At 58.6% G+C, this 16,209-nt stretch carries 10 protein-coding genes, 4 tRNA genes and 3 pseudogenes; 6 read left to right on the plus strand and 11 right to left on the minus strand.

The features are described 5' to 3' along the window. The 6 genes from PCO31010_RS26780 to PCO31010_RS15290 all read right to left on the minus strand — a co-directional run. Positions 1–219 (minus strand): hypothetical protein (locus tag PCO31010_RS26780; RefSeq protein WP_217426166.1); only part of this gene is annotated, 219 nt, incomplete at its 3' end. Positions 220–649: 430 nt separating this feature from the next. Then, positions 650–3,034, minus strand: a complete 2,385-nt coding sequence (locus tag PCO31010_RS15270) for a hypothetical protein (protein ID WP_150665014.1) — start codon at positions 3,032–3,034, stop codon at positions 650–652. Between the two features lie 24 nt (positions 3,035–3,058). Next, entirely contained in the window at positions 3,059–5,140 is a 2,082-nt protein-coding gene (locus PCO31010_RS15275) for a hypothetical protein (protein WP_150665015.1), read from the minus strand. A 204-nt stretch (positions 5,141–5,344) separates the two neighbouring features. Continuing rightward, positions 5,345–5,566: a hypothetical protein gene (locus PCO31010_RS15280; protein ID WP_150665016.1), complete on the minus strand. Its 222-nt coding sequence runs from the start codon at positions 5,564–5,566 to the stop codon at positions 5,345–5,347. 61 nt (positions 5,567–5,627) lie between these two features. Next, on the minus strand, positions 5,628–6,965 hold the full coding sequence (locus PCO31010_RS15285; RefSeq protein ID WP_150665017.1) for a hypothetical protein: 1,338 nt from the start codon (positions 6,963–6,965) through the stop codon (positions 5,628–5,630). Positions 6,966–6,995: 30 nt separating this feature from the next. Then, a complete protein-coding gene (locus PCO31010_RS15290) occupies positions 6,996–7,808 on the minus strand; it encodes a hypothetical protein (RefSeq protein WP_150665018.1) in 813 nt (270 codons plus the stop codon). A gap of 214 nt (positions 7,809–8,022) precedes the next feature. On the opposite strand from PCO31010_RS15290, the pseudogene PCO31010_RS15295 reads away from it, so the two are divergent. Further along, positions 8,023–8,373, plus strand: a pseudogene (locus PCO31010_RS15295) (tyrosine-type recombinase/integrase); the annotation flags it as partial. Positions 8,374–8,428: 55 nt separating this feature from the next. After that, positions 8,429–8,823: pseudogene (locus tag PCO31010_RS15300) on the plus strand (DUF1016 N-terminal domain-containing protein); the annotation flags it as partial. A 416-nt stretch (positions 8,824–9,239) separates the two neighbouring features. Here PCO31010_RS15300 and PCO31010_RS15310 read toward each other — a convergent pair. Then, a complete protein-coding gene (locus tag PCO31010_RS15310) occupies positions 9,240–10,268 on the minus strand; it encodes an alcohol dehydrogenase catalytic domain-containing protein (RefSeq protein ID WP_217426167.1) in 1,029 nt (342 codons plus the stop codon). A 154-nt stretch (positions 10,269–10,422) separates the two neighbouring features. Between PCO31010_RS15310 and PCO31010_RS15315 the strand changes: the two genes are divergently transcribed. From PCO31010_RS15315 to PCO31010_RS15325, 3 genes and pseudogenes are all read left to right on the plus strand, one after another. After that, entirely contained in the window at positions 10,423–11,340 is a 918-nt protein-coding gene (locus tag PCO31010_RS15315; protein ID WP_150665020.1) for a LysR family transcriptional regulator, read from the plus strand. A gap of 1,042 nt (positions 11,341–12,382) precedes the next feature. After that, a pseudogene (locus PCO31010_RS15320) lies at positions 12,383–13,173 on the plus strand (TraB/TrbI/VirB10 family type IV secretion system protein); the annotation flags it as partial. Beyond that, positions 13,170–13,394, plus strand: coding sequence for a DUF2274 domain-containing protein (locus tag PCO31010_RS15325; protein ID WP_150665021.1), 225 nt, complete (start codon positions 13,170–13,172; stop codon positions 13,392–13,394). The pseudogene PCO31010_RS15320 and the gene PCO31010_RS15325, both read left to right, overlap by 4 nt. A 292-nt stretch (positions 13,395–13,686) precedes the next feature. Here PCO31010_RS15325 and PCO31010_RS15330 read toward each other — a convergent pair. The 4 genes from PCO31010_RS15330 to PCO31010_RS15345 all read right to left on the minus strand — a co-directional run bounded on the left by PCO31010_RS15330 (position 13,687) and on the right by PCO31010_RS15345 (position 14,015). Beyond that, a tRNA-Ile gene (locus PCO31010_RS15330) sits at positions 13,687–13,765 on the minus strand. 2 nt (positions 13,766–13,767) lie between these two features. After that, positions 13,768–13,844 (minus strand) — tRNA-Arg (locus PCO31010_RS15335). 3 nt (positions 13,845–13,847) lie between these two features. Next, a tRNA-Ser gene (locus PCO31010_RS15340) sits at positions 13,848–13,937 on the minus strand. A gap of 4 nt (positions 13,938–13,941) precedes the next feature. Next, positions 13,942–14,015, minus strand: a tRNA-Gly gene (locus PCO31010_RS15345). Positions 14,016–14,923: 908 nt separating this feature from the next. Between PCO31010_RS15345 and PCO31010_RS15350 the strand changes: the two genes are divergently transcribed. Beyond that, positions 14,924–16,198, plus strand: a complete 1,275-nt coding sequence (locus PCO31010_RS15350) for an FHA domain-containing protein (RefSeq protein ID WP_150665022.1) — start codon at positions 14,924–14,926, stop codon at positions 16,196–16,198. Positions 16,199–16,209: the final 11 nt, after the last annotated feature.

The raw sequence follows: 16,209 nt of genomic DNA on the forward strand, positions 1-16,209 counted from the left end.
TATGCCACCCCCGCGCAATTCCGCGGCAGGTGCCTTCTGCTCACCAGGAACATCAGTAGACGAAGCCGTGTTGATCTCCGGCTGATCCACAACTTTGCTTCCTTTATCCTGCAGATGCCCAGCTATGCCACCCCCGCGCAATTCCGCGGCAGGTGCCTTCTGCTCACCAGGAACATCAGTAGACGAAGCCGTGTTGATCTTCGTCGGATTCGCATCCATGCGTCCGCCACCCCGCTGACTCCCCTCTCGAAACTCCAGAGTCCAAGAGTGCCTGCTTACACGGCTATCCCCAGATGCCGTAGGCAACTCTATGACTTTGTGACTCTCATTCACAAGGCAAATGGATTTGGAAAGACCCGAAAGAGTGAGCGACCGCCCACTTTTATCTGTGCAAGCGGTAAAAATTAGTTTCCGCTCATTGTTCTCGATAACATCCTTAAATTTAGAAAAATTTCCATATGCATTTACCGAACAGTAAATTGGCTGCGTTGACACAGCTATTTCAGCCATACCCATATAAAACCAAATCCTAAAATATCGTTAACTAAAAAGTGGGGGGCGTTATTGCGCTCGCCCCGCCATTCCTCCCAACGCGCTGCCGTCCAAACGACCTGGGCGGCAGTTACGTTGTACTATTGCTAGAAACGGTTCATTTCGCCCAAACCTGCTGAGTGGTTCTGGACGCATTACCTTGCATTTGATCCACCATGCTCAACACCCGCGTGAACGTGTCGCCGTCGTTCGATTGCTGTTCCCGCATGCGCTCCTGCGTCATTTGCGCTTGTTGTGCCAGTGACTGTTGCAGTGTGAAGTCCGCATGGGATTCGCGTTGCTCCCGCCCCATGAATGCCTCATAGATACCGATGCTTCCCTGAATCAGACGGCCAATCGCATTGGCGACATCGAACATAAACTGGGTCGATCTCCACGTATTATTCGGTGCCGCCGCTTTTTGACTATCCGGACGCCCTTTGCCATTGCGGTCAATAATTTTGTCGGTAACCTCCCCGCCTGAGCCGACACCGTTCGCGGCGGGCGAAATGGGAAGGGGGATACCCATCGCTTTCATCCGAGACGTCAGTTGAGTTGCAAGGGGAGGAGGGGAAACGCCATCCCATTTCCAATGACCTTTGGCGATGTCAGCCTTAAAGTCGGGGCTTCTGCGTTCTGCCAAGGTGGGGCCTAAATTGAGCCCCACGGGCTCTGGGGGTGGGGGTGGGGGTGGCGGAGAACCAACCGCGAACGGTTGATTTACGTCAATGGGAATCTCCATCATCACTTCGATGTGAGTGTTACCGTTGTCGCCTTCGTATACTTTATATGTCGTGCGCCCGCCGACCGCATCCTGAGCCGCATCAAGTGTTGCCTGTGTCCCCACATCGGCCTGATCTCCAGGAATTGCACTGGTGTCGGTCTTAGGTCGGCTTGAGTCGGCGATCGTCTTAACCGCTGTCTGACCAGCTTGCGCAGCGTTCGGTTCGGATGTTCCCGACTCAGTCTGTGTCGCTGCATCCTTCGTTTTTTTGGCCGCCCCGAGTACCGACTTGATTGCCGTCTGGGCTGCCCCAACTGAGCCGGCGCCTGCTTCGGGCTGCTTTGCCTTCGCTGAGCGAAGACTCGACGCCAGCTTGTTGAACATGTTCCCAAGCCCGGATTTGACGCCCTGCAAGGCCCCCCCTTTCATTGCCTGAGCCGCGCGCCATCCCATGGGAACAAACCCCGCGATACCCCCAACGATCATGCCTACGGCGTTGGCCAATTCCTTCCGGAACGCGTAACTCGCCTCCCGTCGCAAATTTGCAACCGAGATCGTTGATGCCACCTTGTGGGAGTGCATTGCAGACAAGCGCAACATTCGCCAATTTTCTCGCGTGCTCGTCAGCGCGATCATGAACTGCTTAAGGTTTTCAATGCCCGTATCGTCGAGCCGTTGAAACGTCGCCAGCATGTAGGCCGGCAACGAGATCCCGGTCTTCGCTCCGACTTGAACCTCTCCGTCGACAATCGAGACGCTCATGTCTTGCAAGATCAACGCGGTCGACAGCAGCGCCTGTCCGCGCGAAATGGTATTCAACGCGGCAAGATGCTCGCTCTCGCTAAGGGGGCGGTTCGAATCGAGCGACTTTGCCGCCAGGCAGCTCAGCGCCACTTCGTTGCTGAGAACATCGCTCAAGAAAGCGCCATCGCGATCCATGTTCGCGCCCATCGCAAGCGCTGATGCAGCGCTCTTATTTCGCAACAACGCAACGACGATCTCCTGGTCCACCAGCGGGGCAGGCCATCGTGAAACGCTCGACTCCAGCGCGCTCAACATATCCACAACTCGCGCTGATTCATTGCCCGTGAAGACAGTCTCGTCAGGCACAACTCGCGAAAGTACAGCAGCCTGCGTTCCCAAGGCCGCTTTAAGCGATTGGACGTAATCTGGATCAGGCGTGTCAGAAGCCGCGTTCACCAATGTTTCCAGGCGCTCGGCTATTTCTTCTGCGCGATCGCGCCACGTCGAGTCCGACTGCGGCACGTCGGTGCACTCCGAAATTTCGAACATTGCCGCCGAAATTTCGCAGATATTGTCAATATTCTTCTGGAAATTCAGCCGCGAGGCGGTGTCGGCACCGCCCCCCTGCATTTGATACATCGTTCCCACAAGACGGCGTTGCTGCTCAAGAGGGACGACATCCGATTGCTCCACCGCTTCAGAAAGTGCAATTGCCTCTGTGAGAGAGTCTTTCCACGCCCCCATGAGCGACTCACTGAGCGCAGGCTGCCGAGCGGCAAAACATGCACTCAACGAGCCGGCCAGATGCTCCGCCGATGGGCTTGTTAGCGCCCCCAGCCCGAGCTCCGATTCGATGTCCGCACCGCCCACTCGGGAGCTGGGCGCCGTCAACACGCCCTTGAGTGTCACCTCTTCCGGACAGGGCAATCCGCCGGCCGTGGTAGCGGTTTTCACCCCTGCCGGATTGCTTTCGCTTCCCGTTGTCCCGAGACCAGGATTGACCAGCGGGACATTACTCATTGCTAAAGTCGTCATTTCCAAAACCTCCTGCTTTACACGTCATGCCTGCGCGCGGATCCAGCCCGCCCGAGTCACCGCATTGACTGTCGACTGGCGGCTTTCCGCCGCGGACCAGAGCATCTGCGTGAGAATCGATGCTTCCAGTCGCATCTTCTCCATCAAGCGACGAAGCTCATCGGATTGCTCCTCAAACTTCATCATCATCTGCACTTGCCCGGCCTCCAGCTCGGCAACTCGTGCCACCGCTTCCGCCAACTCGCGTCCCGAGTAGGCCTGGACCACGCCAAAGACACCGCCGGTAACCGATACACCCACTGACGCGACTGACAATCCCTGGCCGACGTAGCTGGCGATCCGCACTAGTTTTTCGCCATAGCCTATCGCCTTATTCGCAGCACCTAACAATGCGCTTGCCCCCGCCCCGGCAGTCGCAACAGACACAACAATGCCGATGACCATTGCCGCAACCATGCCAATAGTCTCCGAAATGAACTCCCGGTCTTCCGGCGAAAGGAGATCGTTAATGGCTTCCTGAGTGACTTCGCCGTAATACCCGGCTTGCCGAAGCTTCACGCGCGCGATTTCCGTCACGACCGCGTCGACAATGACTGCGGTCAATTTGCCCAGGCCTGCCGCGATCGTAATTGGCTCAGGGGTGAACTCCGATGCAATCGTCAATGCCGTATCCGCGATCGTGTACGCCACCCCAAGAACTACCAGCGCACTCGACAACCCGCCAGTGAATGGCAACGCCGCAATCCCGATCGCCGCCACGAGCGGGCCGATGACCTTGCTGAGCAAGTTTGTCCACCACGAACGACTCTCGGCGGCCTTGCGCTCGGCACGCTGGTCGATTGCATCGAGCATCGCCTGAATTTTGTCGCCGATCTGTTCATCTCGCATCGCACTCAACACCTCGATGTTCGTGCGTTGTGCCGACAACTGCGCCAGACTGGTTTCTTGCTTCGCACGCGAAACCGCCAACATTGCGGTGTCGAAGTCGAATCCGCCACCGGCTCTCGCCAATATCGCGTCAAGCAAGGCCGACGCCTTCGGTGCTGCCCCAGGATCGACAGGCATATACGCCACCGGCATATCCAGTGCGGTCGCGCGCAGTGCCTCTGCACGGCGATTCAAGTCGTCCGCCTGGGCCGTGCGCAGCAGCAGACTGTCGACCATATCGAGTCCTTCGAGCGCCTCCCCGCTGTATCCCATTGCCACCAGAGACTCAATAGCGTTGAGCATCATTTGCGGATTGTCGGGCTGCTCGATTCCTGCCGACGCGAAATGCAGAACGGCGTGTTCATGCTTGCCCAACCGAACCAGGCTATTGGCCAGGGCTTCGTGAGTCTCAGCAGCGGGTGCGTGCGTCAAAGACAAGAGAAAACGTTGCGTCGCGTCAATATGGCGGCCACCGGCCTGTTCTGCCAATCCGTCCAGATAAGCTCGCTGTGCCAACTTCGACGACGAGATTGTGTCGTCCGACTCCATGACACTCAGGAGCAACGGTAACGCTGACTGAAAGCTATTGCGCACCGTCAAGGTCAGCGGGTCCGACTGTTTCGCGTCGTGCATCGCTTCGAGTGAAGTCGCCTCCCGACGCTCCGGAGATTCCACTGCTTCTATGGCATGCAATAGCGCAGCAGCCAACTGCATTAGCGACATTGCGTCGCCATAGGCGCTCACATTGGCCGACCGGACAGGGCCGACTTGCTCGTCCCAGCCATTAGCGCTGTCCAGAGCGGCTTCTGCCTTCGCAACGAGTTGCTCCAGCGTCTCAAGAGAAACCGCACCTACTGCGGGTGCTCCAGGCGTCTGCGGCCGGGCATGCGAGGGACCCCCTGACGGTTTATGCACGTGCGTCGGCTCGTTCTCGTCAGCGGGCTCTTCAGGAACTTCGAGCTCCTGCGGTGCCTCGTCCGAGGTGGTACCGTCATCGCGTCCACCGTTGCCGCTGTTCTCACGGTCACCCTCGATCTCCACAACCTCGTCCTGGTCGACAGGCGCAGAATCATCAATCGAACCTTCGGCTTCCGACGCGTCGAGATGCTCGTCCATCTCCTGGCTATTGTTCGCAATCACATCATTGCCATGCTCGACCAGTTCGGCCAGTACGGCCATAACCCGTCGATTTGCACTCGACCATCCTTCACTACCCGGAACTTGAGTCCGAACGTCTTTCGCACTCTCATTTGGCGTAACCGTCGGGACCGCCGGGACCAGAACGGACGCGGATACTACAGAATTCATGCTATCTCCAATTTTTATGCCATTTGCCACCGGTCGACGCTTCGATAGCGAGTCGTAAATGCAGAGCGCCGTACGTCACACGAGCAGCATGTAGCGCCTCAGAGCACGCCAGTCCTCGCGAACCGGCATCGAAGATGTCGGCATTTGTTCGTGATCACTGTTGGCATGATTGGGCGAGGCCACACTTTCGCTCTGCCGTGCGCGATTCCCTTTCCTCCGATTTAGCGAAGATTTGATAGAGGCAAGAAGATCCTCAATCTCTCCGGCCTTCACATCGCCGTTTGATGAAGTCGTCATTTCCAATTTCCTTGGCAAAGGCAGCACGAGCCCGGACAATGTCGGGCTCGTTCAGGCGGCGTTAGCCTCGCAGGTTCCCGACGATGGTGCCGCGGTTATCTGCGGACGACTTGTTCACGTTCGACGACATGCTGAACGCTTCATTTCGGCCATTCATGAACTTCTGAATGGTCAGCATCTGAAGTTGCTGCTCAGAGCTCATCGTGTTCACTTTGGCCGTGATGTTCTCGACGGCGACGTCCACCAGCTCACCGGACGTGGGCAATTTGTCCTTCGCGTAGATGCCATACGCCACAAGAACGTCTGCCAAGCTCGCCCGCTGCTCTTTCTCGCTGGCTTCTGCTGCCGAAGCATGCTTCGTCCAGGCGCTGGCTGCCGCCGACTTGTGCTTCGTATCGATCCATCCGCAATATTGGTCGTCGACGCCATTGCCCCATTTGCCCTGTGGGTAATAGGGGCTTCCCGGAAGCGCTTGAAAATGGGTGCGTCCGTCCGAATCAACGTATACACGGCAAGGCGCGTAGGTCTTCTCCCAGCTCTTGACGGTGGGATCATTGAGGCATTCTGCTTCGATGGCCGCCCAGTCCTGCTGAGCTGCTTCGACTCTCGCCAAGACCTGCTGTTGAAGTGCGGGGTCGGTACGCAACGGAGAGCTCGGGTGCAATGAGATCAGAATCTCCTCGAGCTTGCCTGCAGGAATTTGCTTGTCTCCCGGATACTCCTTAGCCAGCTTGCGCAACTCCGCCATCACCGCATTCAAGTCCGCCATGACGGCGTTTCGCTCCTGCTGACGCTGCAGGCACCCTTCCAATACGCCGTCGATGAGCGTAGTCAGTTCGTTACTGAGCATCATTAGGAACAAGTCCGGTGAGCGCTTGAGGGCGTCAACCATGTTCTGGATGTCATACTCCGGAAGCGCAGTGCCCCGAACCGGCTTTCCCGTTGCTGCCGACAAAGCCTGGATCCCCTTCTCAGTCGCGGTACGCAGGTTTTCTACTGCCGGCTTCAGCGCATCCGTTGTCATTGCGAGGCGGGCCGAAGTGGCGGTGTCATTGTCTCCGCCCTCGTCCTCGGCAGCAGCGCGCGTTTCATGCTCATCTTCCGCCTCGTCGCGCTCATGGCCGCTTTGGCCATTCCCTTCGTACTCGCTAACTTCTGTACCGGTGTCATTCGCTTCGCCGCTCACACCAAGATCTTCGGCACCTGCGTCGATTTGATCTGCCAGCTTCAGTGTTTCGATCGCCTCATCCACGCTTTCAGCAAGTTGGCCAAGAAGCTCTTCAACACTTTCTGCACCTCCGGGTGCCGACTGGCTCCCCGGGATAACGGCGTCGGTTTTCACCGGCTGATTGATCGGCTGATAAGTGATTACCGGGACTGCGCTATTAATCGTGGTCATACTCTCTTCTCCAAAAGAAATGCTGCTGATTTAGTTAATCGTTGAACGATAAGTGTCGTGGATCACCTTGATGAAGTTACTTCCGAGACGAGACACCTCCTGGAACCGGGTGTATAAGTCCTGAAGCTTAACCATGTCGTTTTGAACCACCCCCTGAAGCCTTACAGAGAGAATCGATCCAACTCGATCGACCGTGGTCTCGGCTTCCGGCCCCGTCATGGGCACATCAGGCATGCCAAATTCAGGATGTTTGTCCTTGTAGTAGTCGATGACTTCCTGAACCGAAGCCACGTCCTTGCCGATGGGAGAATTGGGACCGAGCGGAACCGTGACAGTACCGAAACCAGTCTCGGGATCGGGCTTCACACCACCAGCCACCGCCTGGGATAACGCCCCTTGCAAAGCATGAAGATCTGCCATTTGCGCCTGCCTGTCGGCCTGCTGCTGCAGAAGGTCTCCGATTTGCTTTTCCCGTTTCTCCGATATCTTCATCGTGACTTCGTACATGAGTGATTGAAGCGACTTGGAGCGCACGCCAATCTCATTGCGAAGTGCATCGTGTGCAGGCTGGTCAAGCCCATTCCCCAAACGATTTGCAGCGTAGGCGTCGATCTTTCCCAGCACGCAGTGAAGAGTTTCACCGAGCTGCAATCGCTCGACATCACTCATCGGCTCACGGAGAGCTTCAAATGCGGCGCTATCGACCTCCTGCAACATATTGCGAATCTCCACGCTCGGCGCAGCACTCGTGCCGACCGCGTCGCCGACTTTGCTATTCGCGGAAGTCGCATCCGCTTTTTCGGGGAGCAGCGGAATAGGAACTGCTGTAATGGGAGTTGCCATGTGCATGCCTACAGAGAATTGAACCGGATGGGGACACCGGAGTAGCTCCGCATGTCACATTCACGTCCTCTGTAGTACCGCCAACAAGATCGGCGTTGCGTCGCAAATCGAAAATCCGCACAAATAGGCATGGGCTTACTGGCACACAGGGCATGGCCCAGGAACGAGCGACGTTGATTTGCTAAATCCCATCCGGCGGGTTGCCAGCGATGCCAGTGCCCCCCCCCGCTACGAAGATTCGCCCTATGTCTGCCCGGCGATCCTTGACCACAACAAGCCTCTCAGCACCCGCACCTACTATCAGGCGTGGCTGCGCCTCCTCGATCGGGCCAGTGTGCCGAAGGTCGGCGCCCACGGCATTCGCCACCGCTCGGCGCCCGACATTGCCAATTCGGGCGCGCCCATCGAGATCGGCACGGCGCTGATGGCCCACAAGACTGTGGCGGTGTTCATGCGCTACGCCCACACCGAGGACGATCCGGTGCGACAAGCGGCCGGGCTGGTGGCGAACCGGCGGCAGACCATCACCGGGGCGCGGCGGAAGCCCCAGGAGGCCACAGCATGAACGCCCGGACACCAAAGGCAACGAAGGACGTTGCCCGCCTGCCGGCTATGCCGGCATCCAGTGGACCTGCTCGATGCCGCGCGCCAGGCGGCGGCGCGCAGCGTCAATGCGCTGATGACGGCCAGCTATTGGGAGATTGGCCACCGCATCGTGGAGGCCGAGCAACAGGACAAGCGGCGCGCGGGCTACGGCGAGCAGTTGATCGCCCGGCTGTCCACCGACCTGACCGCGCGCTTCGGGCCCGGGTTCAGCCCGGACAACCTGGAAAATATGCGGCGGTTCTTCGCCGCCAATCCCCGACCGCGAATTTCCGAGGTACCGTCTCGGAAATTCGTTTGGGGCGAGCTGGCTCAGGTATTCACGCGGCCTTGGTCGGCCTGCATGCGCCTGCCATCGGTCAAGGACGAGAACGCCCGCCGGTTCTACAAGAACGATGCACTACGCGGCGGCTGAAGCGTGTGCCAGCTTGACCGGCAGATCGGCAGCGTGGCGCCTTCGTCGACACTTTTTGAATATATCTCTGTACCGTATGCCACCGCGCTTCAACGGCCGCCGGCCCCATGAAGACATCAGTCAGAGGATCGCCGACACGGATGGCTCCGACAGCAGTACCGATCAGCGCTTCCAGCTAGACCTTTTGGGCGCGCATGACCTTCACTACCGCGCCTTACGCCGCTGCCTGAAAATCGGCGTCAGGAAGGATGATGTGCGGTGACTTGCCGCCGAGTTCCAGGCTGACACTCATCATTCCCGCGACACGGGATAGGCCGGCGTTCGCAAGGCAGAACGGCCTCCTATTAAGCCAACTCGCCGATCGAGGCGGCTCCGGCGACCACCCGGTCGCCAGAACTACCTGGGTGTGAAACTCATCCGCCGTGAGGCAGGAACACGCCACGGAACCGCATCTTTCCGGAGGACAGGCGGTCGTATGCCTGGGTCGCCTGGTCGAGCGAAAAGGTTTCGACGATCGGCTTGACCTTGCCCTTTGCGGCAAGATCGAGAATCTCGGCAAGGTAGTGCTGTCCGCCATGCGTAGAGCCAACCACACGTTGGCGCATCATGTGAAACGGCTTGCCGTCGGACGGGATCGAGAACGGCTTGCTGAAGTCGAGTCCGCAAAGGACGATGCGCCCGTCGGGCTTTACCCCCGCCATCGCCTTTTCGGCGGTGTCGAAGTCGTTGGTCGTGACCAGAAGAACATCCGCGCCGCCGGCCTTCAGCAGTTCCTCGCCGTCGGCGACGACGATGTCGGCACCAAGATCCTTAGCCAGCTTGTGCTTGTCCGGCGAATGCGTGATCGCGATGGTCTCGAATCCGCACGCCTTGGAGAACTGTAAGGCGACGTGGCCCAACCCGCCGATACCCAGCACCGCGACGCTGTCACCAGGTTTCGGCTCCGCGTCACGCAGGCCGCTCCAGGTGGTATAGCCCGCGCACATCATGGGCGCTGCGTCCGTGTAGGCCAGCCCATCGGGCAGCAATACGGTGCCTTCAGCAGAGATCGTGATGTACTGTGCGTGCCCGCCCTGCGACGCGAAGCCGGTCGTTCTGGGCGAAACACAGTTCATGGCCGTCTGGCCGGTCAACGGTCGGTTCTGGCGGCAGTACGGGCATCGACCGCACGAAGACTGCACCCAGGTGGTGCCGACTCGGTCTCCAACCTTGCGGGAGTGGACGCCCGCGCCGACTTCGACAACCTCGCCGACTACCTCGTGGCCCGGGGTCTGTGGATAAATGTCCCCCCCGGCACCCTGGGTTGCCCACACGTCCGTGTAGCACATGCCGGAGGCATGAACTTTCACAAGAACCAGCCCTGGTTCTGCCTTGGGCACGGGAACATCATGAACTTCCCAGGGCTTGTTCGCCCCAGTCATCACAACTGCCTTCATCTTCATCGCCGTTTCCTCTTTGTCAAACGTCCGTCACTGTGGGCTGCAGACTTGGGGCTCATAGCGACGCCAACTAGCGTAGAACCGGCGATGCTGCCCCCTGGTTAGAGTCTATGATTCATTGACTGTCTCGACAATCCGCCCAATAATTGATACTAAGATGAAAGGAATTTACCAATCCAAGGGCAATGACCTAGCGGCCTTCGCCGCGTTCCTGGCGGTCGCGGCCCATCGGAGTTTCCGCAGCGCTGCAAACGAACTCGACATGACGCCGTCGGCGATCAGCCATTCGATCAAGGTGCTCGAACAACGGTTGAACGTCCGTCTTTTCAACCGAACGACTCGAAGCGTCTCCTTGACCGCAGCGGGAGAACGTCTGGCTGCGAAACTGAAGCCGGCAATGGCTTCAATCGAAGAGGCCGTTCAGGAGTTGGAGGCCAATGACCCTGTTCCTAGCGGTACGGTGCGAATCAATGCCAGTGAGGGCGCTATTCGGTTGGTACTATGGCCAGTGCTTGCACGCTTTTTGCACGAGTATCCTCGTGTCCATGTCGATATATTCAGTGATGGCAGGCTGAGCGATATTGTTGCCGACGGCTTCGATGCGGGTATCCGATTGGCTGAGGCCGTACCCAAAGATATGGTGGCCATTCCGGTCATGGGAGAGGTCCGCTTTGCGGCAATTGCGTCGCCCGAGTACTTCGAGCAACGCGGATATCCAAGGGTACCGCAAGATCTGTATGACCATAGTTGCATCCGCTTCCGGTTTGAAAGTGGTGCAATCTACCGATGGGAGTTTGAGCGCCAGGGCGTTGTCGAGAGGATCAACGCTTCCGGGTCTCTCACATTGACTGACCAACCGCTTATGGTTGAGGCAGCGATCGATGGAATAGGCATCGCCTTCGTGCCCGACCACCTTGCAACAAATGCGCTCAAGGACGGCCGACTCAAACGAGTTCTGGAAGAGTGGTGCCCCGCATATCCAGGGTTGTGTCTCTACTACTCGGCGAATCGCCACGTACCATCCGGCCTGAGAGCGTTGATCAATATGCTGACTGAAACGCTGTCAGACAATTAAACGATCTTGCGCCTACCCCAAAGGAGGCCGGAATCATCTGATCACAGCAGCCCGACCTAGCAGTAATGCGATCGACGATTGAGCATACTGCGGCGTCACCGACTTGGCGCGGCATCGACCCTGTCGAATAGCCCACGTGACGAAACGCTGAACGTCCTGCTGCGGGCGGGGCTACTAGGACGGTTACGACCGCAATCGAGACTGCGGTCCCATCCACTGGTGGCGAAAGCGCTGCAACCGACAGCCAGCGCCGCCGACGCGTTCGAGTGCAGGGCACGCAACTCGGCTGAGCACTGGGCCGATACACCAATCGTCTGCGCAGCCCACAGTGCGATGCGTTCGCGACCGCCTGGCGGCTGGCGCAAGGAAGTGCTCCGCGGCGCCCTCGATGCCGTCGATAAGACCCCAATCGCGTGCCGCTTGAGCCATGCTTGATTTCATTTTCAGAAGCAGTGATTCGCCCCGATTGAGTGGTTCCACCACCGGAGCACGGCGTTCAGATGGCTTTGCGACTGGCACGCGGCCTATGTCTTTGAGCGTATCTTCGATGCGCTGTTAGACGAGCCTAGGTTGCCGCGATCAGGCTGGGGCCTCGGACGGTTCGGATCTAGGGGGCTTTGGCCCCTATTTTTTGCTGCATCCGGTGGCGCAGCTCTGGCCCTTATGGGCCTGCATGTGCGTGCTTTCACTCCTACCACCGTGCTGCGCGCTACGCATGCCTCGAAATCCCTGCGGACGATCTCCCGTCGGGCGCGGCTTGGCGTCCCCCGAATACCCCCGCCCTTGCTGCGCCGGCTCGGCCAGAGAGCAGCAGCCACTGGCGCAATCAAGCCTGCTTGTCGATGCCTGGAGCACGACGCAGTAGACCGAGCCTACAAAGCTAGGCGTCCCCGACCAAAACACGGCTGGTCGCGCCATCGTGCTGCGCATCAAGCCTCGCTGCGCGAGTCTCGCCCCTGATGGGCTTCAGTCATTCCCTTGCTCCGCTCGGCTGACGCCTCCGGCCCGGCATCCAGATCCGGGCCTGCGCGCTTCCCTTGCCGCTCAGACCGCTTCGGTCGCGCCGGCATCCGGTCTGGCGGGCTTCGACCCGCACGCCGTTGGGCCGGCTTCGACAGCGGCACAGCCAGCCAACCCGGCCACCGTGCAGAACCTGCAAGACCAGAAAGAGGCGCTTCAGAAAGCCGGAACCACAGAAACCCGTAATTCCGGCAACCTGCAAATGCCGGCCTCGCCGTATCAGGTCGTGCCCGGAACAGTGATCGCGGCGGCGCTGGTCACGAGCGTCAAGTCCGACCTGTCGGGGAATGTGATCAGCACTGTGACAGCGCCGGTGTACGACACGGCGACCGGACGCTATCTTCTCATCCCGCAGGGTTCGCGCATCCTCGGCAAATACAACAAGCCAGGTCGCCTACGGGCAGAGCCGCGTGCAGATCGTGTGGAACCGCATCATCCTGCCGGACGTCTTCGCTCACGCTCGACAACCTGGTCGGTGCCGATCCGGCCGGCTATGCCGGCCCGGAGGATGGCGTCGATTGGCATCGGGGACGCATCCTGGCGGGTGGTGCAGCACTGTCCACCATGTTGGGCGTGGGTTCCGAGCTGGCTGCCTCCAATCAGGGAAACGTCAATAGCAATACCGTCATCGCGCTACCGGACAGCGCGCAGGACACGGCCAATCAAGTCGGCCAGGAGTTCACGCACCGCAACCTCAACATCCAGCCGACGTTGACCGAACGACCGGGCTTGCCGATCAGCATCATCGTCAACCGCGACCTGGTGCTGCGGCCGTACCAGCCGATGTCCTTCAACCAGGGGACGTCGCAATGAGCACGACACGCAACCTGCGGCTAGGCCCGCTGCCCAAGACCGAGAGCATCAAGCTGACGTTCGCGTGTCCGTCCGCGCGGAAGGCGGACCTGGATCGCTACGCGGCTATGCACGCACAGACCTACGGCGAAGCGGTGGATGCGACGACGCCAATCCCGCACATGCTGGAAGCGTTCATCGCGGGAGATCGGGGGGGGCAGGCGCCACGGCTTCCTAATTGATGCCCGAGGCCAGAATCAAGCCGGCACGCCTTTCGGCAAGGGATTCTCTTCCCACTTCGACTTTCGCCGCCGTCCTGCACATCGCAGGGCGTTCGTGGTCTGGAGCACGTTGGCCGTAGGTGCCCGCCGTCTGCTGTCTACACCTTCCCTTGCGTGCTGCTTGGGCTTGGCTCGGACACCGGAGCATCCAGGGCTTTCGCCGACTTTGACGGACTTCACTTTGGGCGCCCCCCCCCCCCGAAAGCTCAAATTGTTCAAGTCCCTTGTATCTACCGATTTCACCAGTCGGACTTGGTGGGCCTCCCGCGAGTCGAATACGGCATCAACGAATTATGAGTTCGCTGCTCTAACCAGGCATGAGCTAGAGGTCCTTTGGCGGAACGTGCTGGAATCGAACCAGCGACCCACAGCTTAGAAGGCTGTCGCTCTATCCGTCTGAGCTAACGTCCCTGATGGCGGAAGCGGTGAGATTCGAACTCACGGAAAGATTACCCCTTCGCCGGCTTTCAAGACCGAAGCCTTCAACCACTCGGCCACGCTTCCATACTGGAGCGGGTGAAGGGAATCGAACCCTCGTCATAAGCTTGGAAGGCTTCTGCTCTACCATTGAACTACACCCGCGAAGATGTTGTGATTCTGACGCCAGGGGTACATGAATTTCAATAGCCCTCCAAAAAATTGTCACAAAACTATTGGCATGCCTGTATCTCCCCTCGTAAGCGCCGGAATTCGCCGCGAATGTGGCCGGAATTCATAACCTTATGAATTTGAAACGTTGGCTGCTCACCAAACAGCACGTCGACTGCATCGGGCGTCAGCTCGGCGCAAAATCAACGAGGATTCCTCGCGGACAAATCCCGCGACGTGCGCTGGGTCAGCATATCTCGCAAGCCACATCCCCCGAATCGCGCGCTCGCGAACGTTACCGCATAAGCAGAATCGCAACCCGATCGGAGAAGTACGGCGCATCGATGCGGACGACAACGACAAGAACGCTGCCATGAGCCGCGCTTCGTGATGGCGCCGGAAAGGCCAACTTCAGCCATTCCAGCAGGAGATTCGGACGATCGCTCACGAGACTCACACGCCCCGTCACCCCATGGCAGACAGACTCATCCGGGTGGACGCCGGCTGGAGGCCGCAACCCGGCAGGGATCGACCTCGATACACCCATATACGGCCCCGACGCAAACTCAACGTGATTGGACGTCGTCGAAATGACGACATCGATACCGACACCGCCCCACCAATCACTACACTCACATTTAAAAAATAATAAAAATTACATTAAAAAATAATCAACAACATTAAACGAACGTAAAAATATAACAAACCAAATACCAATAACCACTAAGCAAAAACCCAATCAACACGTAAGCCAAGGCTCATTTTCCACTCCGCCGCCCAAAGTTTGGCACCAGGACAATACAATCACACTCGAAATTTTAAGAAATCATTTCCGCACAAGCGAGCATCTGAAGAACTCTGCAGCGCCTAATCCGAAACACCGATTGCAGTAGAAACGAATCATGTTTAGAAACAAGACTGACCAAACCGAAGATGTGGAATTTCGAGTGCTGACAGGGTCGCAAAGCGGCGCCGCGTTGAAGCTCAACTGCACGCCCCATGTCGTTGGGTCGGGCAACGATGCGGACATCTTCCTTAGCGGCCACGGAATCGCCCCGAAGCATCTGTCCGTTTGTGCAATGCCGGAGGGCTTTCGAATTGACATTCTCGATACCGAAGCTGGCCCTATCACGTTGTCGCGAGCAGCGGAATTGTCCCTCGTGCCGCTCGGCACAGCGGTGAGTCTGGGGAACGTGGTATTCACCGTCGCAAGATCAGGCACCGCCTGGCCTACGGCAACGGAGATGCCCTCCGTTCGTCCGACGGAAGCGGTCGCGCGCACGAAGAAACGTCCGCAGCACTGGCTCAGCGCATCGCTGATTTCGCTCTGCGGGGGCAGCGTGGCCATTGCTATCCTCATCGGGTTGTCGCAACACTCGATCGCAACCCCGACCGCGAAAAGTCCCTCCCAGACGGTCATTCTGAAAGCGAATGAAATTCGAGGCGCACTTGGTCGACTCGGGCTTTCCAGTTCTGTACAGGTCAACACCGACGGGGCGACACCGGTGCTCGTTGGCTACGCGCCGAATCAGCGCACGCTGGAAAACGCAATGGCCGTCTTGACAGGAGAGCATGGGACCATCGACAGTCAGGTCGTCGCCATCGACAACCTCACCGCGCGAGCCAAACAGTACCTCGCGTCGAATGGCCACAAGTACAAGATCGTCTTCGATCGAAATGGCGTAGCCACGCTGGGCGGCTTGACCATGACAAGATCGAGCGCCGAATCTGCCGCAAAAGATCTTCGCGATAACGTGAAAGGCGTGAGCCAAGTCAAAACGCCGTTTGCCACCGAGGAGCAAATCCTCAACTGGCTCGGCACATGGGAAAAGCAAGCGACCGACGGACCTCGCTCTCACGCGAACTTGGCTGAAACTGCGGACGGCAACTGGGAAATCACCGGCGCTTTCACGCCGCAACAGCGCCTCAGCCTCATTCAATCGCTGAGGAACCGCGCAAGCGCAATCAATGTCGTGGCCACAATAAGCGTGCACTCAACAGCGCAGCCCAAAGCTCTCGCGCCGAAGCCCGTACCCGTACTTGCCGTGAGCCGAGGCCCTCTTCCCTATGTCTTGCTCAAAGACGGCGAACGATTGTTCATCAACGGTGTTGTCAACGGGCAACGACTGGTATCCATCGAAGATGCCGGTCCAGTCTTTTCCCCCCTGGGGAGCTAGTACTTGCAGAG

This window comes from Pandoraea commovens (assembly GCF_902459615.1).
Lineage (GTDB): Bacteria > Pseudomonadota > Gammaproteobacteria > Burkholderiales > Burkholderiaceae > Pandoraea > Pandoraea commovens.

Bases quoted from the DNA above. Each gene is read 5' to 3' on its own strand.
- PCO31010_RS15270 (WP_150665014.1), bottom strand. From the start codon at position 3,034: ATGACGACTTTAGCAATGAGTAATGTCCCGCTGGTCAATCCTGGTCTC.
- PCO31010_RS15275 (WP_150665015.1), bottom strand. From the start codon at position 5,140: ATGGCCGTACTGGCCGAACTGGTCGAGCATGGCAATGATGTGATTGCG.
- PCO31010_RS15280 (WP_150665016.1), bottom strand. From the start codon at position 5,566: ATGACGACTTCATCAAACGGCGATGTGAAGGCCGGAGAGATTGAGGAT.
- PCO31010_RS15285 (WP_150665017.1), bottom strand. From the start codon at position 6,965: ATGACCACGATTAATAGCGCAGTCCCGGTAATCACTTATCAGCCGATC.
- PCO31010_RS15290 (WP_150665018.1), bottom strand. From the start codon at position 7,808: ATGGCAACTCCCATTACAGCAGTTCCTATTCCGCTGCTCCCCGAAAAA.
- PCO31010_RS15310 (WP_217426167.1), bottom strand. From the start codon at position 10,268: ATGAAGATGAAGGCAGTTGTGATGACTGGGGCGAACAAGCCCTGGGAA.
- PCO31010_RS15315 (WP_150665020.1), top strand. From the start codon at position 10,423: ATGAAAGGAATTTACCAATCCAAGGGCAATGACCTAGCGGCCTTCGCC.
- PCO31010_RS15325 (WP_150665021.1), top strand. From the start codon at position 13,170: ATGAGCACGACACGCAACCTGCGGCTAGGCCCGCTGCCCAAGACCGAG.
- PCO31010_RS15350 (WP_150665022.1), top strand. From the start codon at position 14,924: ATGTTTAGAAACAAGACTGACCAAACCGAAGATGTGGAATTTCGAGTG.